We start from the raw sequence: 16,334 nt of genomic DNA, 5'->3' as shown, positions 1-16,334 counted from the left end.
GCAAAATCGCAGATATACCGCCCAAATTTAAGAATCCGGTCAAGCCAGCAAACATGCACAAAACCGGACAAAGCTGAATCATTGAGAGAAAGTTTAAGTTGTATATACAACTTTTGCAAGCAAATAATAAAAGGACTGTGCAAAAATTTTAGTCATCCGCCACTTTGGCGAGATATTACCGGATCATGCCGTTAACGCCACTACTTACCCATGTTAAAAAGGTCGAGAATAGCTACATAGTCAACCCACTCATGAAAGGCAAACACCATGTCCGTCGTTACTGAAGTCGCCGCAGCCAGCAGCCAGGAAGCCATCGCCCATTTTGCAGACAGCCTGCGTTTTGAGACAGATTGCTGGGATACCCACCACGCCATGTCTGAAGGCAAGGCCGATTTTGTCTTGCTGGACGTACGCAGCCCCGAGTCTTATGCCCAAGGCCACGTACCTGGCGCGATCAACCTGCTCAGAGGCAAGATCATTGCGTCCAAACTGGCCAGCTATCCGGCCGATACCCTGTTTGTGACGTACTGTGCAGGCCCGCATTGCAATGGCGCGACCAAGGCGGCGATCAGGCTGGCGCAGCTTGGCCGCCCGGTCAAAATCATGATAGGCGGTATCACTGGCTGGCTCGATGAAGGCTTCAGCCTGACAACAGAAGTCACTGAACTGGCATGAGCGTAGGAGCAACTGAATTCAGCGTACGCCCTGCCCTGGCCAGCGACGTAACAGACTTGTTACAACTGATGCGAGAACTGGCAGCCTTTGAAGGCTACCTGGCTGAATTTCGCGTCACCGCTGATGATTTGCTGGCACGTGGCCTGGATACAGAAAAGCCACAATTCAAGTCTTATGTGGCGGCAGCACCAATGGGTGCCTTGCTGGGCTATGCAGTCCTGGTTGAAGTTGCTTTCACCTACGACCTGCGCCCGGACTGGCGACTTAAAGAATTGTATGTCAGCGCAACTGCGCGCCAGCTTGGCATAGGCAAGGCATTGATGGAAACCGTCATCGCCGATGCCAGGCAGCATGGCTGCGGCAGATTAAAATGGGATGTGCTGCCAGACAATAGCAATGCAAAGCAGTTTTACCGACAATTTGGCGGTGAACCGGTAAGGGACTGGGAAGCATGGGCATTGCAACTCACGCCATGAATTAAACCCAGCCAAATTCAGGAATATTTTTCAGATCATCCCGCACGGATGATCTGTTTATCCAAGGATTAGCAATACATGTCAGCCATCAATATTCAAGCCCGCATTCATAGATGGATAGCTTAACTCATGTTTGAATAATGCAGCTGTCTGGCCCTGATGCAAAAACTGGTGCACACCTTCTCTGGCGTGGTGATAAGCAAGCTGGAAAGGCACAGGCCCTAGCGAAAAACGACGGCAGCCAGCGGCGAACAATTGACTGATGTCTGGCATGCCAGGTACAGCCATGATGTTGACTGGGATATCAATTGCCTGGGCAATTGTAGAAATGGTTTCAGCGTCGCATAGCCCTGGCAAAAATACTGCACTGGCTCCGGCAGCCTGATAAGCTTGCGCACGGCCAATCGCCATCTGTATTGCAGCATCGCCACTCGCCAGCCCACGCAGATAAACATCTGTCCTGGCGTTGATGAAAAATCCAGCGCCAGCCAGCTTGCTACGGATAGCCTTGATTTTTGCGATCATCAATTCAGGTGTGCCACCGCCATCTTCAAGATTGATACCAGCCACGCCGTACTGCTGCAAGTCTGCTACCAGATCAGCAACGGCGTCGGCATCGTCGCTATAGCCATCTTCAATATCCACGGACAAAGGTACTTTGATGACACGCATGATACGTCGCACGGCTGCCAGCAACTCTTCACGTGGCAGGGTGCCGCCATCTGCATAACCCGACGCCCAGGCCAGCGAGGCACTGGAAGTGGCAATTGCGTTGGCACCATCACGTTCAAACAAGATAGCGCTGGCAGCATCCCAGGCATTGGGCAACAACAAGGGTTTACTACTCTCGTGCAATTCTTTGAATTTACTAAAGCTTGAGGCTGTCATGAAAAACTCCAAATGTTAATCAGGTAAAAAACATCGAAATCTTACGCAATGCGACGGGATATATCCCGCCGGATTCGGCCAATATTGTCACACAAAAAAACCGGGCTGCGCTGCACCAACCTGCAGGCAATCCGGCTCTTTGATTCATGTATTTTTATTTGCCCACATCAAGCATATCAGGCATCAAAACCACCATCAGCCTTGAGGTTTGCACCAGTAATGAATGCCGCATCTTCACTTGCCAGGTAGGCAACCAGGCTGGCGATCTGCGTACCTGTGCCGTATTTGCCAGTCGCCATGTAGCTGCGCATGGTGTCGGCAAAAGCTCCGTTGGCTGGATTCATTTCTGTATCAACAGGACCGGGCTGTACATTATTGACGGTGATGCCACGTGCGCCCAGGTCGCGTGCCAGGCCGCGAGTGAAAGAAGCTACTGCACCTTTGGTCAAAGCATACAGTGACAGGCCAGGTACAGGTACATAATCACTGTTGACGCTACCAATATTGATGATACGTCCACCTTCTTTCATGTGACGCTGCGCTTCTTGCGAGGCAACAAACACGCCTGTCACGTTGACAGCGATCAGGCGTTGATAATCATCCATGCTGATATCTGCAATGCCACCGGCGACCAGTGCCCCTGCATTGTTGACCAGGATATCGAGACCGCCAAATTCTGCGACCGTTTTTGCCACTGCCTGTTTAACGGCATCGGCATCTTGCGCATCAGCACGGATAGCCAATGCCTTGCCGCCAGTTGAGCGTATATCCGCGACCAGTTGTTCTGCCTGCTGTGCACTGCTGGAATAAGTGATCGCAACTGCTGCGCCATCTGTTGCCAGCTTGCGTGCAATGGCAGCACCTATACCGCGTGAACCGCCGGTGACCAGGGCTGTTTTACCAGCCAGGTTTGCTTTGGATGTGTTTGCTTGTGTGCTAAGTGCTTGTGTGCTGAGTGCTTGTGTCATGTCGTTCTCCTGTGTAGTTGGCTTACTTAAGTTTGATTCGGTTTAATTTCTTTAATCCGTGATTGGATGTAGCTATTTTGTGCTTTTTAAATGATTACAAGTAGTCCATAATCGATAACATTACTTTCAACCAAAGGTTGAAAGTAGGTTGAAGCTAATAATCAAAATTAAAGACCGAAGGCAGAGGAAATCATGGAGACACTGGCGAGCATAGAATCTTTCGTTCGTAGTGCTGAGGCTGGCAGTTTTTCCCAGGCAGCACGTAACCTGGGCTTGACGCCAGCGGCTGTCAGCAAGAACGTCGCCAAGCTGGAATCACGGCTGGGCATACGCTTGTTCCAGCGCAGCACGCGCAGTCTGATGCTGACGGAGGCGGGAGAGGTATTTCTGGCGCAGATCAAGGGCGGGCTGGACAGCATACAGGCAGCACTGGCAAATGTAGAAAACGTCGCAGGCAAACCCGCTGGCGTATTAAAGATCAGCCTGGCACTGGCCTTTGGGCGAGATTATGTTTTGCCTGCGGTAAATGATTTTATTAACACTTACCCTGATGTCATACCCGATCTGCATTTTGATAACCGCAGCGTAGATATCATCGCTGAAGGTTTTGATGTTGCCATCGGCGGTGGCATAGAACTGGTGCCTGGTGTTATTGCGCGTGAAATCGGGCGCGCTCATGTCATACCCGTTGCTTCGCCCGCCTATATCGCTGCTCACAAAATGCCGACAAAACCCGCAGACCTGGCTCATCTGGACGGCATCATGCGCCGCTCGTCACAAAGTGGCCGACTGCGCTCGTGGACGTTACGCAATGCTGCGGGTGAAGAAGCACATCTGGAATTGAAGACACGCATCATCATGGATGACCCGGAAGCCATGTGCCGTGCTGCCTTGTTCGATTTGGGTGTCGCCATGGTGCCGAGACTGCATGCGCTGCCCTACCTGGAAAGCGGTGCATTGCTACGCCTGCTGCCCAGTTGGTATGCGGATATTGGCCCCATTTCCATCTACTACGCCAGCAGCAAGCTGATGCCAGCCAAGACCAGGCTGTTTGTTGATTTCATCCTCATGCGTTTTCGTGAACTGGATATTGCAGGTAAATTTTCTGCGTTGCCGCGCAAAAAGTGACAGTGCCAGCCGATTTATTCGCTATCACAGCAGTGCTATGAGAAAATGCAAACACCTATCACTCCCATGTCAGCCATACTGTGAAACCCAGCAAGCCAGATACCCCAGCGTTTCAAGTCATCAAAGATACCCTGCTTCAGGAAATCCAGTCAGGCAAGTGGAAAGAAGGCGATGCCATCCCCGCCGAAACTGCGCTGGCCAGCCAGTTTGGTGTCTCGCGCATGACAGTCAACCGCGCCGTGCGCGAACTCACCAGCGAACAAATCCTGACGCGCATACAGGGCTCAGGCACTTATGTGGCACAACAAAAATACCAGGCAACATTGGTCGCCATCAAAAGCATCGCCGAAGAAATTCGCTCACGCGGCCATACTCACCGCAGCGAACTGCATGAGTTAAAGGCAGAAACCGCGAGCGAGCAACTGGCAGCAAAATTCCAGGTAAAGGCGGGCCATAGCTTATTCCATTCCGTCATCGTCCATTTTGAGAACGAAGTGGCGATACAGGTTGAAGACCGCTGGGTCAACTCCAGTGTCACTCCAGAATACCTGCAACAAGACTTCAGCGTCATGACCCCGAATGAATACCTGGTCGCAGTCGCGCCCTTGCAAGGAGTTGACTACAGCATAGAAGCCGTGCTGCCACCAAAACAGATCGCTGAGATGCTGCATATCTCAGCCAAAGAAGCCTGCCTGGTCTTGCACAGAACCACCCGATCGCGCGACATGATTGCTACCTGCGTGACGATGTGGCATCCGGGTAAGCGTTATCAGTTTGCGGGAAGTTTCTAAGACCTTTCAACACAGAGACACAGAGTTTGCACAGAGGATCACAGAGAAACTTTATAGGAACGGCTTTAGCCGCAAACATCTGGCCATATCTATTATTTTTGGTTATGACGGACATTCGCGGCTAAAGCCGCTCCTACATCGATAACAAAGAACTCAAGTGACACGTTGCCTGCTTACGAAACGATGATCCTTTACAAAAAAGATCACTCCTCTATGGTGAACTCTTTGGTCTTAAAATTTTCTACGATATCTGTCACCCAAATCATGCCCCGCCGCGTTATATCTTAATAATCTGGCACTTGCAATTTTGTATTTAATGTAGCGGTAACACCTTGCCAGTGCTGACAAGTTAAAATACGGCTTACGTTGATATAAGCAAGAAAGAAACATCATGGCAAAAAAGAATGAACTGGACCCGGAAACCGAGGCGCTGATTGCCTGGTGCACGGAAGTAGAAGGCTTCCTGGTCGCTGGTGGTGCCACCGTGAGCCAGGCCCAGGATCACATAGAAGAGCAGATAGAATGGTTCACCGATCTGTTCTTTGATGGATTAACTCCGGAAGAAGCAGCCAAAGAAGCGCTGGCCTGAGTGTCAGTGCACTGCGCTTTTATCCGTACTATTGAAATAAAGATGATTCACCGCAAATTTTTACTACCTCTCAGCCTCGCCCTGGGGCTTAGCATGTTAAGCGCCTGCACTACCACCAAGCACGCTGGCTTGCAGCACGAAGAATTTGGTGCTACCGGCGTATTCACCCGCGCCTTCCCTGGTACTGAAAAAAGCGCCTGCGAGGCAGCGCGTCGTGCCTTGCTCAGCCAGGGTTATGTCATCAGTGAATGGAAGCCTTCTGTACTTAAAGGCCGCAGGAAATACCAGCCAGAAGCAGACATTCACGCAGAAATTGAATTTAACGTCGTCTGCGTAGCCAACAGCAAAGGCAGCAATAGCACGACCGTTTTTGCAAATGCCGTTCGCGACCGTTATTCCCTAAAAAAGAGTAATACTTCAGCGAGCATAGGCGTCAGCGCCCTGGGTTCAGTGTCACTGCCATTTGGCTCAACTGACGATGCCCTGGTCAAGGTCGCCAGCGAAACCATTCCTACCGGTCAGTTTTATGAACAGTTCTTCGAACTCGTCGATCGTTACCTGGATGCGGTTCCCTATATCCAGGATATGGAAGAAGAAAAAAAGACTGTTGGCGTAACGCCTGCGGCCCCAGCGGCAACGAGCGCAAGCCAGCCAGCTACCAGCACGCCGCCGCCCGTTGAGTCTGGCAAGAAATCCGAGGACTAGTTTATGCAAGCGGACGACCTGCAAAGACTGCTGAGCTTCAAGATGCCCTATGGCAAGTACAAGGATACTGTCATCGCTGACCTGCCCGGTAATTACCTGGGCTGGTTTGCGCGGGAAGGTTTCCCCAAGGGTGAGATAGGCCGGCTACTGGAATTGATGTATGAGATCGATCACAACAACCTCAAAGAATTGCTGGAGCCATTGAGGAAGAAGACCTGAGAACGCTTTCCTCGCTTATCACGGTCAGGGCAGCAAATAGCAGGAGTCTCAAAATAAAAAAGCAGACATGTTCAACATGTCTGCTTTTCTTGCCATCCTGAACTAATTGATTAGTTCGTTTTGACTTCTTTGCTTTGACGTTTGCCAGCAGCAGTTGCAGGCAGATATTTCATAGGATCATTCACGCCTGCTGCATAGGCAGTTACCAGGCTACGCTGTCTCATGCAGGAAGCACTGAGCACTGTTGCATCAGGTGCAGCAGAATTCACGCATACCTGCAAATCCTTGACAGTATCCAGAGGAATACCAGCAGCGGCAGCAACAGAAACGATGGATTGTGGATTCGCACCGCTGGCGACCAGGTTATCAACCGTAGCCTGCAAATTACTTGTCGTTGTCAGCGCATTGAAAATGCCATCAACAGTGGTATCTACGCCTTCAGCGCAAGCTACCGACAAACCACCGGCCAAAGCCAGACCCAGCAATGTATTTTTGATCATTTTTTTCATCAGTATCCTCCAACTTGTTGACAAACCATTTTGTCGCACGCAACTGATTCTAATTAAGTGTAAATCAAATTGAAAGCAGATATTTGTAACCTGCGGGCTCAGATCAATATATTGATCAAATTAGCATTTAGCTACTTTTAAAGGATTTTGTCACTGGTATGCAAGCAATAGCATTTATAAACCTTTTCTATTCAAAGGGCGTTCGCGCCAGAGCACGGGCAAAACCTGAACTACCCTGGCTCTCAAGCTGCTTGCTGGACCTTCCCTCTCTGTGCAGCGATTGCATTGAGTTCATCGATAATTGACTGGTCTCTTTCCAGCGGCCTGGATGGGGGTATCACCAGAGTAGTGATTTGCTTGTAAGACATCTTAGGCAAATCCTCCAGGCGCAGTTTGTCTACGCGTGTTTTTTCCAGCGGGTCTGTGGCGGCTTCGTACAAAATCACTTCGTGATCAAGCGGGTAATACTGTGCCAATTTATTCACCAGTATCTGCAAATGAGCTGGCTCTGTATCAAAACGCTTCAAGGTCAAGTCACCCGCTATGCCTACCTGCCATAACACCAGCAAAGCTGTAGGATCAAGGGGCCGCTTATAAATCATGAACTGTGTTGATTCCATTGACTGCATGCCAAAGCTACCAGGATCAATGCCCAAATCAGCAACCAGGCAATCTAATGCAGAAATTCCTGGTTCCATATGAGCTTCATAACCTTCCAAACGAGCTTCGGCGATTGTCATATGCGAAATGCAAGCGAATATGCCAGGATGACCATAAAAGGCAGCGCATACCTTCTTGCCAGCCCGCACTTCTTTCAAAATAGTATCAGCCATGCGTCTGTAGGTATCACGTCTGGTCTTTCCGTCAATCTTGGTATCCTCATAGTGATCATTGAGGCAGACATACTCTTTTGCCACACCCTGCAACCATTTACGCGTAAAAATATTCGGCACAGCAGCTATGACGATATCAAAGGTTTCAATATAGCTTTGCGCAATTGGCGTCAATTGCCCCGCCATACGCATGCCAGTTCCCACACAGACGAGTGATCCTTGCTTTTGAATTGTCATAGATTTTAGGTGTGAATATCACAAAAAGGGGTTGCAAATACAAAAAAATAGAGCCAGAAACAAATATGATCCGGCTCTATACATAGCAGTGCTATCAACACTTTTTAGCTTCATTGCGTTTGCAAAAAGTGTTTTTCATAAACGTGTATTACGCGACAACTTCTTGCTCAAATTGAGCTTGCTCGTCACCGGCAATTTCCCATGATTCAAAGTAAGTTTCGGTTGTATCAATAGCATCGAAATCCCTGAACGGTAAATCCAGAAAGGCGGATATTTCACGCCTGTCCTGACGCAGGATAAGAACCTGTTCATCTACGGATAAACCGAAATCACGTGCCGCCTGTATTGGATCGTTTTTGTGCGCCTGAATAAGAGCAGCACTAGTATCAAGAGCATTCAGATAATCTAACAACTTAGACATACTTTTCTCCTTGGTTGGCAAAACTTTCATGGGGTAATACCAAGGATAATTCTAAACTCAAGTATTAGCTAAAGCAAAACTATTTTTAACAAATTATCATCGACAAGTTTAAGGAACTTGCCTGAAAACACTAACGCAGTTTCTACCTTCGGCTTTGGAGATATACAGTGCCTTGTCAGCAGCCTCCAGAGTTTCGTCAAAATTCTTGAGCCCATTTCCATCTACTGTAGCCACACCAAAACTGGCAGACAGTGAGAATTTATGGCCACTAGGTTCTGTATCTATCATTGTGATTGCCATACGGCAGCGCTCCGCCAATTGCAGGGCTGAGGCCTGGCTTGAGTCTGGCATGCAAATACCAAACTCTTCACCACCCAACCGCCCAAACAAATCAACCTTGCGCAAATGCGTCTTGACGGTTTCACTGACGCTTTTCAATACCCAGTCGCCTGTAGCATGACCATATGTGTCATTAACATTTTTAAACAAGTCCATATCGAACAGGATGATGCTGACGCTACCAGTGCGCAATTTGAATGCTTCATTCGCGAAGCTGATGAAATGCATGCGATTGGCTGCCTGGGTCAAACCATCTGTTTGTGAGAACTGGCGGAATTGATTTTTTTGCTGCAAGGTTTTGATCAGCCATAAACTCAATACAACCAGAATCACTCCCACCAAAGAAATAAACAACCAAAGATTCTGATTATTCTTTTTTTCTAATTCGCGTTCAACAGCAAGGATTTTGTTTTTCTGTTCAAGCAAACTCATTTGATTGGCTTTATCCTGAGTGTCAAACTTGACGCGCTGGAATGCCAGATTTTTATGTAGTTGATCGTCTAACACACGATTCTTCAGTACCAGTGCTGCTTCATAGTATTCCAGTGAGCTGGGATACTGGCCTTGAGCACGCTTGATAGTGGCCATTGTTTCTGCAGTTTTCTCCATCAAATGAATAGCGTTGCCGGCTTTTGCTCGTTGATAGGCCTGCGTACCAAAGCGTTCGGCCTGCTCAAGATTACCCGTATTTAAATAAGCGCGAGCCAATGCCTCCTCTAACTGGGTACCATAATCCGAACTTTGATTTAAGTGCGAAAAATCTTGAAGTAATTTTAAAGCTGCGCCCTTACCTTGTAGATAATTGCCAGAATCAATCAAATCTATAGCAGCAAGAGTGTTAAGTAAGAGCGAATAGAAGTTTTTATTTGCTGAGTCACATACTTTTATGGCATCTGGCAGTATATGTCTCGCGCGTTGCCGCTCACCTCGTAGAAAATTGATTTCAACCTGATCACCTAAAGCAAGGCATTGTGCACTATTGCTTTCGGACGAAGTTGCTGTAGTCAGCATTCTTTCTGCGTAAATCAATGCTTCATCATACGCGTGCAGAGAATTTAGCACATTGATTGCAGCTTGTAATGTATCAACTTTTGCTTCGATACTAGTTAACTTCGGCAGAATTAAAATACTTTGATTCATTGCCTCTAAAGCTCTTTCGTATTCCCCGAGATTTGTATAGCCTGAAGACAATTGAGAAAGAAACCTAACCCGATAAAGTGGCTCCTGAACTTGATCTATCACGGATTGCACTAATTCGACTCTTTCTTTGTGTTTTCCCTTAAATCCTAAAGTCGCAGCACTAAGCAAAAAGAATCTACTTCGTTGTGCCTCGGTGAAATTACCCTTCAATTCACCCAACTTACTAAGAGTCTCGGAGGCTTTTTCAGGCGCAGTAACAACCTCCATCCCAGATTGATTCAACAAATCATCAATTGAGCTAGAGTTGTAAATTGGCTTGGCTGCCACTTGAGTACCGGCGACAAGCAAAATAGATGCGACAAATAAAATAGCCCTATTTAAAATCATTGCAAGCGCCGGAAAAATGAAATCAATATAGTGTTACGATGGTGTCTAAGGCGTTGAGCTTATCGACAGAAATTCCCAATACGTCTGCGACTGCCTGCGTATCTCCTGAATGAACTGCAGTTTTTTCTTCTTCAGTCAATCCAAAGTCAGTCATTGCACCGAGGGGATCATTGACATGCGCCTCACGCGCCGTCGCATCTTTATCCAGTGTATTCAAATATTCAAGCAATTTAGACATGATTTTTAACCTTTCAATAGACTTCCGTTGTATAAAACACGAGGTAATACCACGGAAGATTCTATTATGTTTCTGTAAAAACTTGTAACAAATTTCAAAAAATCAATGCATTATGCGCAACACAGGGTAGCGACGCCATTCTGGTTCCTTGAATCTTGCACAGTGGCTAAAAATAAAATCGAGAACCGCTTGCTGGTCGCTGAGTAAACCTGGGTTTTCTTGCTTCCATTGCTCAAAGGCTGCCTTGACTTCTGGCTCGGTGTTGAGAATATCGGTGGCGGTGTCTTCAAAGACATAATCTGAATAAGCTTCTTTCTTTTCCAGTACGCTATTGAAGAAGCCCCAGCGGAAGAAACTGTCATGCGCCTGCGGTTCCAGGGTTTCGACTATGTAGCGTGCCGCGGGCTGATCCAGTGGGACCAGGTAATCGCCTGCGTGGGCAATCACACTAGCGCTGGTCGGCAGCAACTGTACGTCGTCATGGAACATGTGCCCCTCATAAGCATGCGAACGTGATTGCACTGACTGTATGTGATAAACCTCTGCCTGCAAGCTGGTATCAGCTTCCAGCCTTTGCATCTGCACACCATTCCATTGCAGGCGTTCTATGACTGCGCGCCAGGCTTGCGGTATCAGGTAAGCCCTGGCTTGCGTAACTGTGATATCAGCGACAAAGTGATCGTAATAAGCGATGGCTTTTTCCCATGGCTGGCTGCGGTCATACGACAGCCGCGTGTAATTACCCAGCACGCTGGGGCTATATACCGCCTGGTAGCCCTTGAACATGAAGCTGGAAGCCTGGCCATGGTCGGCCACCCAATGCACTGCTGCCTGCTGTTGTTGGCTGGCAGCCTCGCGTGCTTGCGCACGTAATGCCTGTATCTCTGCGCCATTGGCGGTCGTGAATGCGAGCACGGTTTCCACCAGGGCGCGCATGGACGCGTAGCGGTCGGCAAAAGGCTTCAGCATATGGGTTTCAGGCATGAAACCTATGGTGTGATGCAGGGCTGCGTAGCCGGTAGAAAACCGTGGTGTTTCCAGGAAATCTTCTATGCCATGATCAGGGCTGTCCTTGACAGGATTCACATAGGGACAAGTCGGCCAGCCACGTTCCTGCATTTCTGTATAAATGGCAGGCAACATGGTGTTGCGCAAGTAGGGGCCGAGACCATATCCGAGCTTGTCTGCCTGGGTTTGTATCAGGGTCATGGTGTAATGGTAGTCAGCACCATTTGAGGTATGCGTATCGACCATGACATCCGGGCTCCATTCGCTGAAAAAGCGGTTGAAGACCTGGGCATTTTCGCTATCACACTTGATGAAGTCACGGTTCAGGTCAAGATGCAGACTATTGCCACGGAAACCGAACTGCTCTGGCCCATCTTGATTGACACGTGAAGTATCCTGACGGTTCAGGCAGCCATCAACGTTATACACGGGGATGAACAGGAATACCGTTTTACCCAGTGCTGTGAGGCGTTCGGGCTGGATACAAAAATCGCGTACCAGCGCCATACAGGCATCGATACCTTCAGGCTCACCCGGGTGTATGCCGTTATTATTGAAAAATATCGTGCGTTGTTCCTGTTTGATGCGCTCGCGCTCAAATACGCCATCGGCAGTCACAATACCGGCGTGAATGGGCTTGCCGTTATCAGAAACACCGATCTGGCTGAATTGCAGGACATTTGGAAATTGCGCTGCCAGATCCTGGTAAAACTGTATGCAGGCTTGCCAGGTGGTAGTCTGGTTCTGGTTACCGGCTTCATAGGGTGTGATGAAGGCGGTGGTATGGTCTGTATGTGATGACATGCGGTATACCAGTTGAAGTAAATATATCCCACGATTTTAGCGTACAAGTGACGGTACTGACATGGCATACTGATGCTTGATTGAAACAATTTGCAGGAGAACCTTGTGACCGATGCTGAAATAAGCGCACTGCGCCAGAATTGTCATACCACTTTGCCTGGCCATCGTGCCATCACGCCTGCAGAGACCTTTGCACGCATGGCAGCCTGGTCAGAAGAGCATCAGGTGCAACATGACACCTATGGTGAGGGTGAACTGGTGCAATCTTTCGAAAGCAAGATCGCTGCTTTATTGGGCATGGAAGCAGGTCTGTTCTGTATCACCGGCACGTTGACCCAGGTTACTGCCTTGCGTCTGGCTTGCGAAGAAAGAGGCAGCCCGCTGGTCGCCTTGCATGCGAGCTCGCATATCCTGGTCCATGAAAAAAGCAATTTTCAGTTGCTTGACCATTTCAAGGCCGTGCAGGTCGGCAACCCCTATAGACCCTGGACACTGAAGGACTTGCAGGCCCAGCCGGAGAAAATCGCTGCGGCACAATATGAATTACCCATGCGCGAAATAGGCGGGCAATTACCAGAATGGGAAGAGTTGAACGCCATCAAAGCCCATTGCCGCCAGCAGGATATACACCTGCATATGGATGGAGCGCGCCTGTGGGAAGCTGCCGCCGGTTATGGCCGCAGCCTGGCAGAAGTAAGTGCAGGTTTTGATACGGTCTATGTTTCGTTCTACAAAGGTATAGCTGGCCTGGGTGGTGCCATGCTGCTGGGCAGTGCCGATTTCATTGCCAAAGCACACGTCTGGATGCACAGGCAGGGTGGCAGCGTATTCCGCCGCAGCCCCTATGTCGTCGCTGCTGCGATGCAGTTTGATCAAAGGCTGGCTGCCCTGCCCGCCTGCTTTGCCCGCACCCTTTGGTTGTTTGAAGAATTGCGCGCGTATCCCGAATTCAAAACCAATCCCGCCGCACCACAATGCAATATGCTGCACCTGTATCTGCCGACAGACCGGGATACTGCCATCACCATCCGCAACCGCATCGCGCAAGAACACGGGATATGGCTGTTCAATAATGCCGTACACACTGCCTTACCCGGGCAGTGCATGTTCGAGTGGTATGTAGGCGATAATTTGCTTGCCATGGATGACGAAAAACTGAGGCAGGCTTTGCAGCTACTGGCGCAAGCCTTGAAAAACAGCACACACTGAATCTGCTCGCGCCATATATAAGTATGCTATGTGAGTTATCGCACATACAAAACTTTATATCTTTATTAAGCTCCTTGGCATCGTTTCAATTTTTCAAGAAACGCCAAGGAGAAATAATGATAAGCCTGCTCAATTTGCAGTCCGACAAGGTCAAATACAACCCCAATCACCTGTTTGATACGCTCATCAGGCGCCTGCATCTGAAAAATGATGCGGCACTGGCAAAAATGCTGGATGTGGCACCACCGGTGATCAGCAAAATCCGTCACTTGCGTTTGCCTATAGGTGCGTCGCTGATGATCAGCATGCATGAAATCAGTGGCCTCACGATCAAGGAATTACGTGCCCTGATGGGGGATAAAAGGGAAACCTTCCGCATTACGGATTCGCAATTAAAATCCACGCTTGCGAAGTCACGCCCCAAAAGCAAAGAACAGTCCATGAGCCACCAATACTGAGAACAGTACCAGGCTCAGGCTTAATTCGCTGATCAAGAATATCGTCTGGGAAAAGTCAGCCTCAGGCGTGCACCGGGATATTCGCTGCGGGCTTCGCCATTAGCTATCTCGTAATGGCCGCCGTGCAATTCGACTATAGACTTGATAATGACAGAACCCAGGCCCAGCGATATTCCAGCCTGCCTGCTTGGCAAACCCTGGAACAGCAGGCGGGTGTCGCGCCTCTGACCAAAACGGAACATGGCATCGGCAGATAAACCAGGGCCATCGTCCTCAATGCTCAATACCAGCACTGTATCAACGGCAGACAGGCGTATGCGGACTTTGCTTTGCGCATATCTGGCGGCATTCTCAAAAACATTGCGTAATAGCCTGGATATCAGGTAGGTATCACCAGTGATAAACCCGCCCTGCTGGCTGCCTTGTTCACAGCCAGCGTCTATCTCCAGCACAAACTCTATGACCTGATCTGCCTGCTGTTGCATGTGTACGGCATGGCCTGTTTCGGCTTTCAGCAAATCGCATAAATCCACACTGCTGGCCTGGTTACGGTAACGCGGCTCATCAATATTGGCAATAAAGAACAGGTCATCGATGAGCTTGGTGAAATAATCCAGTTCATTACTGACGACAGTAAAAAACTCTTCTCGCTCCTGCTGTTCCATCGCCTCACCATGTACAGACAGGGTGTCAATCGCGGTGCGCAAACTGGTCAGCGGAGTACGCAAATCATGACCCAGCTCTTGCAAAAGCTCGCGCCTGGTTTTTTCTATGGCTTGCAACTGCAAAACCAGTCGCTGTATTTCATTGGCCATGGCATTGAAATGCTGCATCAGGCCACCTATGGCATCCAGCCTGCCAGAGGTAAAACGTGCGCTCAGGTTACCAGCCTCCATGTCTTGAATAACCCGCCGCGCTTCTGCCGACCGCATGCGCAGATATAGAGTCAGCAATAACAGACCCAGCAAAATTGCAGTAACTAGTGTCACCACGAACAAGGTCGCCATGGTAAAAAATGCGCCACGTGCAGGTGTACCTGGATTGTGTATCAGTAAATACCTGGGCTGGTCAGATTGCAGGCGCACAATGGCAGAAGCAGCCGTACCTGAAAAAAATCGCCCGCGTGCTACTACCTCATGGATTACGCCTGGCTTGGCACGCTGCAAAAGCGCGGCTGGTGGAACGGCATCTGCCGGGCTGCTGGCGAGTATCTGATTGTCTGCATTCACTATCCACATTTCCAGCGGGATTGCCGGTGACTCGCTGCGGTAAGTCTGTACAAGACGCAGACCCTCGGCGTAATCATGCCCCTCCACAATGCGGGCGATAAACAGATACATGCTGCGCTGTACTTCGTCCCCGGGGCGCGTAGTTACTTCCCTGATCATCCATAGATAGAACAGACTCAGCAGCAATGCAAAAAATACGCTGATCGCAAAAAACCGCAACCATAATGAACGACTCATGCATGCTCCAGTTTATAACCTATGCCATAAATGGCGACGATACGCTCAGTCGCACCGGCATCCTTTAATTTACGGCGCAAATGGCTAAGGTGGGAATCGATGGTACGGTCGTAAATGATATTACTGTCCTCAAACTGACTCAGTATCTGCTCACGGGTGATAGCGTCACCATTGGCACGTACCAGCAACATCAGCACATCATATTCTTTCTTGCCCAATTGTAGCGCTACTCCTCTGGCACTGACATTGCGGCGCTGTACATCCATCTCAATATCACCAAAACTGATGACCGCCCTTGGCTCCCTGGCTGGCTGTGCCCTGACCAATAGACGGCGCATACGGGCACTAAGTTCCCGCAGCCCACAGGGCTTGCGTATGTAATCGTCGGCACCGCCTTCCATGCTGGCGACCACGGCGCTTTCATCGGTCCTGGCAGACAACATCAATATCGGTGTTGCAGGGTGCAATGCGCGCAATGCCCTACACAGGCTGATACCGTCACCATCAGGCAGGCCCACATCCAGCAATATCAGCTCAAACGCCTGCTGCTCCAGTAACTGCATGGCGATAGCAATGCTGCCTGTATGGCTGAGTTCAAAACCCTCATAGCGCAAACCCATGCTCAAGGTGCGGGCGATCATGGGGTCATCTTCTACTAGCAGGACGGTAGTGGCAGGATTCATGGAGTTTGAAACATGTGGTAACAAAGTTTACTCCTTCATTTTGCCATATTGCGGTGAACGAGAAACTCTTCCATCAAAATTACAGAATTCATGTTTACAGTTTCTGACAGCGGGCCTGCACCTCTCGATCTGACAAGCGGGTCTGTCCATTATCTGTTCCCTA

The 16,334-nt window shown here is 49.3% G+C and carries 19 protein-coding genes; 9 read left to right on the top strand and 10 right to left on the bottom strand.

From position 1 onward, the window contains the following. Positions 1-267 precede the first annotated feature (267 nt). Positions 268-675: a rhodanese-like domain-containing protein gene (locus UNDYM_RS08780; RefSeq protein ID WP_162040716.1), complete on the top strand. Its 408-nt coding sequence runs from the start codon at positions 268-270 to the stop codon at positions 673-675. After that, a complete protein-coding gene (locus UNDYM_RS08775) occupies positions 672-1,151 on the top strand; it encodes a GNAT family N-acetyltransferase (protein ID WP_162040715.1) in 480 nt (159 codons plus the stop codon). The genes UNDYM_RS08780 and UNDYM_RS08775 overlap by 4 nt, the downstream gene beginning before the upstream one ends. 81 nt (positions 1,152-1,232) lie before the next feature. Here the strand turns inward: UNDYM_RS08775 and UNDYM_RS08770 are convergent, their stop codons facing one another. Further along, the gene (locus tag UNDYM_RS08770) at positions 1,233-2,039 is read right to left on the bottom strand and encodes an isocitrate lyase/phosphoenolpyruvate mutase family protein (RefSeq protein ID WP_162040714.1); all 807 of its coding nucleotides are present in this window, start codon (positions 2,037-2,039) and stop codon (positions 1,233-1,235) included. Positions 2,040-2,215: 176 nt separating this feature from the next. Beyond that, positions 2,216-3,007, bottom strand: a complete 792-nt coding sequence (locus UNDYM_RS08765; RefSeq protein ID WP_162040713.1) for a 3-oxoacyl-ACP reductase family protein — start codon at positions 3,005-3,007, stop codon at positions 2,216-2,218. A 192-nt stretch (positions 3,008-3,199) separates the two neighbouring features. Between UNDYM_RS08765 and UNDYM_RS08760 the strand changes: the two genes are divergently transcribed. The 5 genes from UNDYM_RS08760 (at position 3,200) to UNDYM_RS08740 (ending at position 6,439) form a co-directional block, all read left to right on the top strand. Beyond that, complete coding sequence (locus tag UNDYM_RS08760) at positions 3,200-4,135, top strand: LysR family transcriptional regulator (RefSeq protein WP_162040712.1); 936 nt, start codon at positions 3,200-3,202, stop codon at positions 4,133-4,135. Positions 4,136-4,215: 80 nt separating this feature from the next. Continuing rightward, positions 4,216-4,926, top strand: a complete 711-nt coding sequence (gene hutC / locus UNDYM_RS08755) for a histidine utilization repressor (protein WP_162040711.1) — start codon at positions 4,216-4,218, stop codon at positions 4,924-4,926. A 391-nt stretch (positions 4,927-5,317) separates the two neighbouring features. After that, positions 5,318-5,515 (top strand): hypothetical protein, encoded by a 198-nt coding sequence (locus tag UNDYM_RS08750; protein WP_174244932.1) that lies wholly within the window; start codon positions 5,318-5,320, stop codon positions 5,513-5,515. Between the two features lie 42 nt (positions 5,516-5,557). Then, positions 5,558-6,220, top strand: a complete 663-nt coding sequence (locus tag UNDYM_RS08745) for a DUF2242 domain-containing protein (protein WP_162040710.1) — start codon at positions 5,558-5,560, stop codon at positions 6,218-6,220. Positions 6,221-6,223: 3 nt separating this feature from the next. Next, complete coding sequence (locus UNDYM_RS08740; protein ID WP_162040709.1) at positions 6,224-6,439, top strand: DUF3820 family protein; 216 nt, start codon at positions 6,224-6,226, stop codon at positions 6,437-6,439. Between the two features lie 110 nt (positions 6,440-6,549). Here the strand turns inward: UNDYM_RS08740 and UNDYM_RS08735 are convergent, their stop codons facing one another. From UNDYM_RS08735 to UNDYM_RS08710, 6 genes are all read right to left on the bottom strand, one after another. Then, on the bottom strand, positions 6,550-6,948 hold the full coding sequence (locus tag UNDYM_RS08735; protein WP_162040708.1) for a hypothetical protein: 399 nt from the start codon (positions 6,946-6,948) through the stop codon (positions 6,550-6,552). A gap of 242 nt (positions 6,949-7,190) precedes the next feature. Further along, the gene (locus tag UNDYM_RS08730; protein ID WP_162040707.1) at positions 7,191-8,018 is read right to left on the bottom strand and encodes an SAM-dependent methyltransferase; all 828 of its coding nucleotides are present in this window, start codon (positions 8,016-8,018) and stop codon (positions 7,191-7,193) included. A 148-nt stretch (positions 8,019-8,166) separates the two neighbouring features. Continuing rightward, the gene (locus UNDYM_RS08725) at positions 8,167-8,439 is read right to left on the bottom strand and encodes a hypothetical protein (protein ID WP_162040706.1); all 273 of its coding nucleotides are present in this window, start codon (positions 8,437-8,439) and stop codon (positions 8,167-8,169) included. Between the two features lie 108 nt (positions 8,440-8,547). Next, positions 8,548-10,305 carry a diguanylate cyclase gene (locus tag UNDYM_RS08720; RefSeq protein WP_162040705.1) on the bottom strand — a complete coding sequence of 586 codons (1,758 nt, stop codon included), beginning with the start codon at positions 10,303-10,305 and terminating at the stop codon, positions 8,548-8,550. Positions 10,306-10,327: 22 nt separating this feature from the next. After that, on the bottom strand, positions 10,328-10,543 hold the full coding sequence (locus UNDYM_RS08715; protein ID WP_162040704.1) for a hypothetical protein: 216 nt from the start codon (positions 10,541-10,543) through the stop codon (positions 10,328-10,330). A gap of 102 nt (positions 10,544-10,645) precedes the next feature. Continuing rightward, positions 10,646-12,355 (bottom strand): M14 family zinc carboxypeptidase, encoded by a 1,710-nt coding sequence (locus UNDYM_RS08710; RefSeq protein ID WP_162040703.1) that lies wholly within the window; start codon positions 12,353-12,355, stop codon positions 10,646-10,648. Positions 12,356-12,460: 105 nt separating this feature from the next. Here UNDYM_RS08710 and UNDYM_RS08705 point away from each other — a divergent pair, with 105 nt between their 5' ends. Both UNDYM_RS08705 and UNDYM_RS08700 read left to right on the top strand, forming a co-directional pair. Further along, the gene (locus UNDYM_RS08705) at positions 12,461-13,564 is read left to right on the top strand and encodes a low specificity L-threonine aldolase (protein ID WP_162040702.1); all 1,104 of its coding nucleotides are present in this window, start codon (positions 12,461-12,463) and stop codon (positions 13,562-13,564) included. Between the two features lie 116 nt (positions 13,565-13,680). Beyond that, a complete protein-coding gene (locus UNDYM_RS08700) occupies positions 13,681-14,022 on the top strand; it encodes a hypothetical protein (RefSeq protein WP_232063843.1) in 342 nt (113 codons plus the stop codon). 32 nt (positions 14,023-14,054) lie between these two features. Here the strand turns inward: UNDYM_RS08700 and UNDYM_RS08695 are convergent, their stop codons facing one another. Both UNDYM_RS08695 and UNDYM_RS08690 read right to left on the bottom strand, forming a co-directional pair. Then, on the bottom strand, positions 14,055-15,488 hold the full coding sequence (locus tag UNDYM_RS08695; protein WP_162040701.1) for a HAMP domain-containing sensor histidine kinase: 1,434 nt from the start codon (positions 15,486-15,488) through the stop codon (positions 14,055-14,057). After that, positions 15,485-16,195: a response regulator transcription factor gene (locus UNDYM_RS08690; RefSeq protein ID WP_197740989.1), complete on the bottom strand. Its 711-nt coding sequence runs from the start codon at positions 16,193-16,195 to the stop codon at positions 15,485-15,487. Before UNDYM_RS08690 ends, UNDYM_RS08695 begins: the two co-directional genes overlap by 4 nt. Positions 16,196-16,334 lie beyond the last annotated feature (139 nt).

The organism is Undibacterium sp. YM2, from assembly GCF_009937975.1.
Taxonomy (GTDB): domain Bacteria; phylum Pseudomonadota; class Gammaproteobacteria; order Burkholderiales; family Burkholderiaceae_D; genus Undibacterium.
The sequence above is the reverse complement of the archived record's forward strand: the minus strand, read 5'-3'. Positions and strand labels throughout refer to the sequence as shown.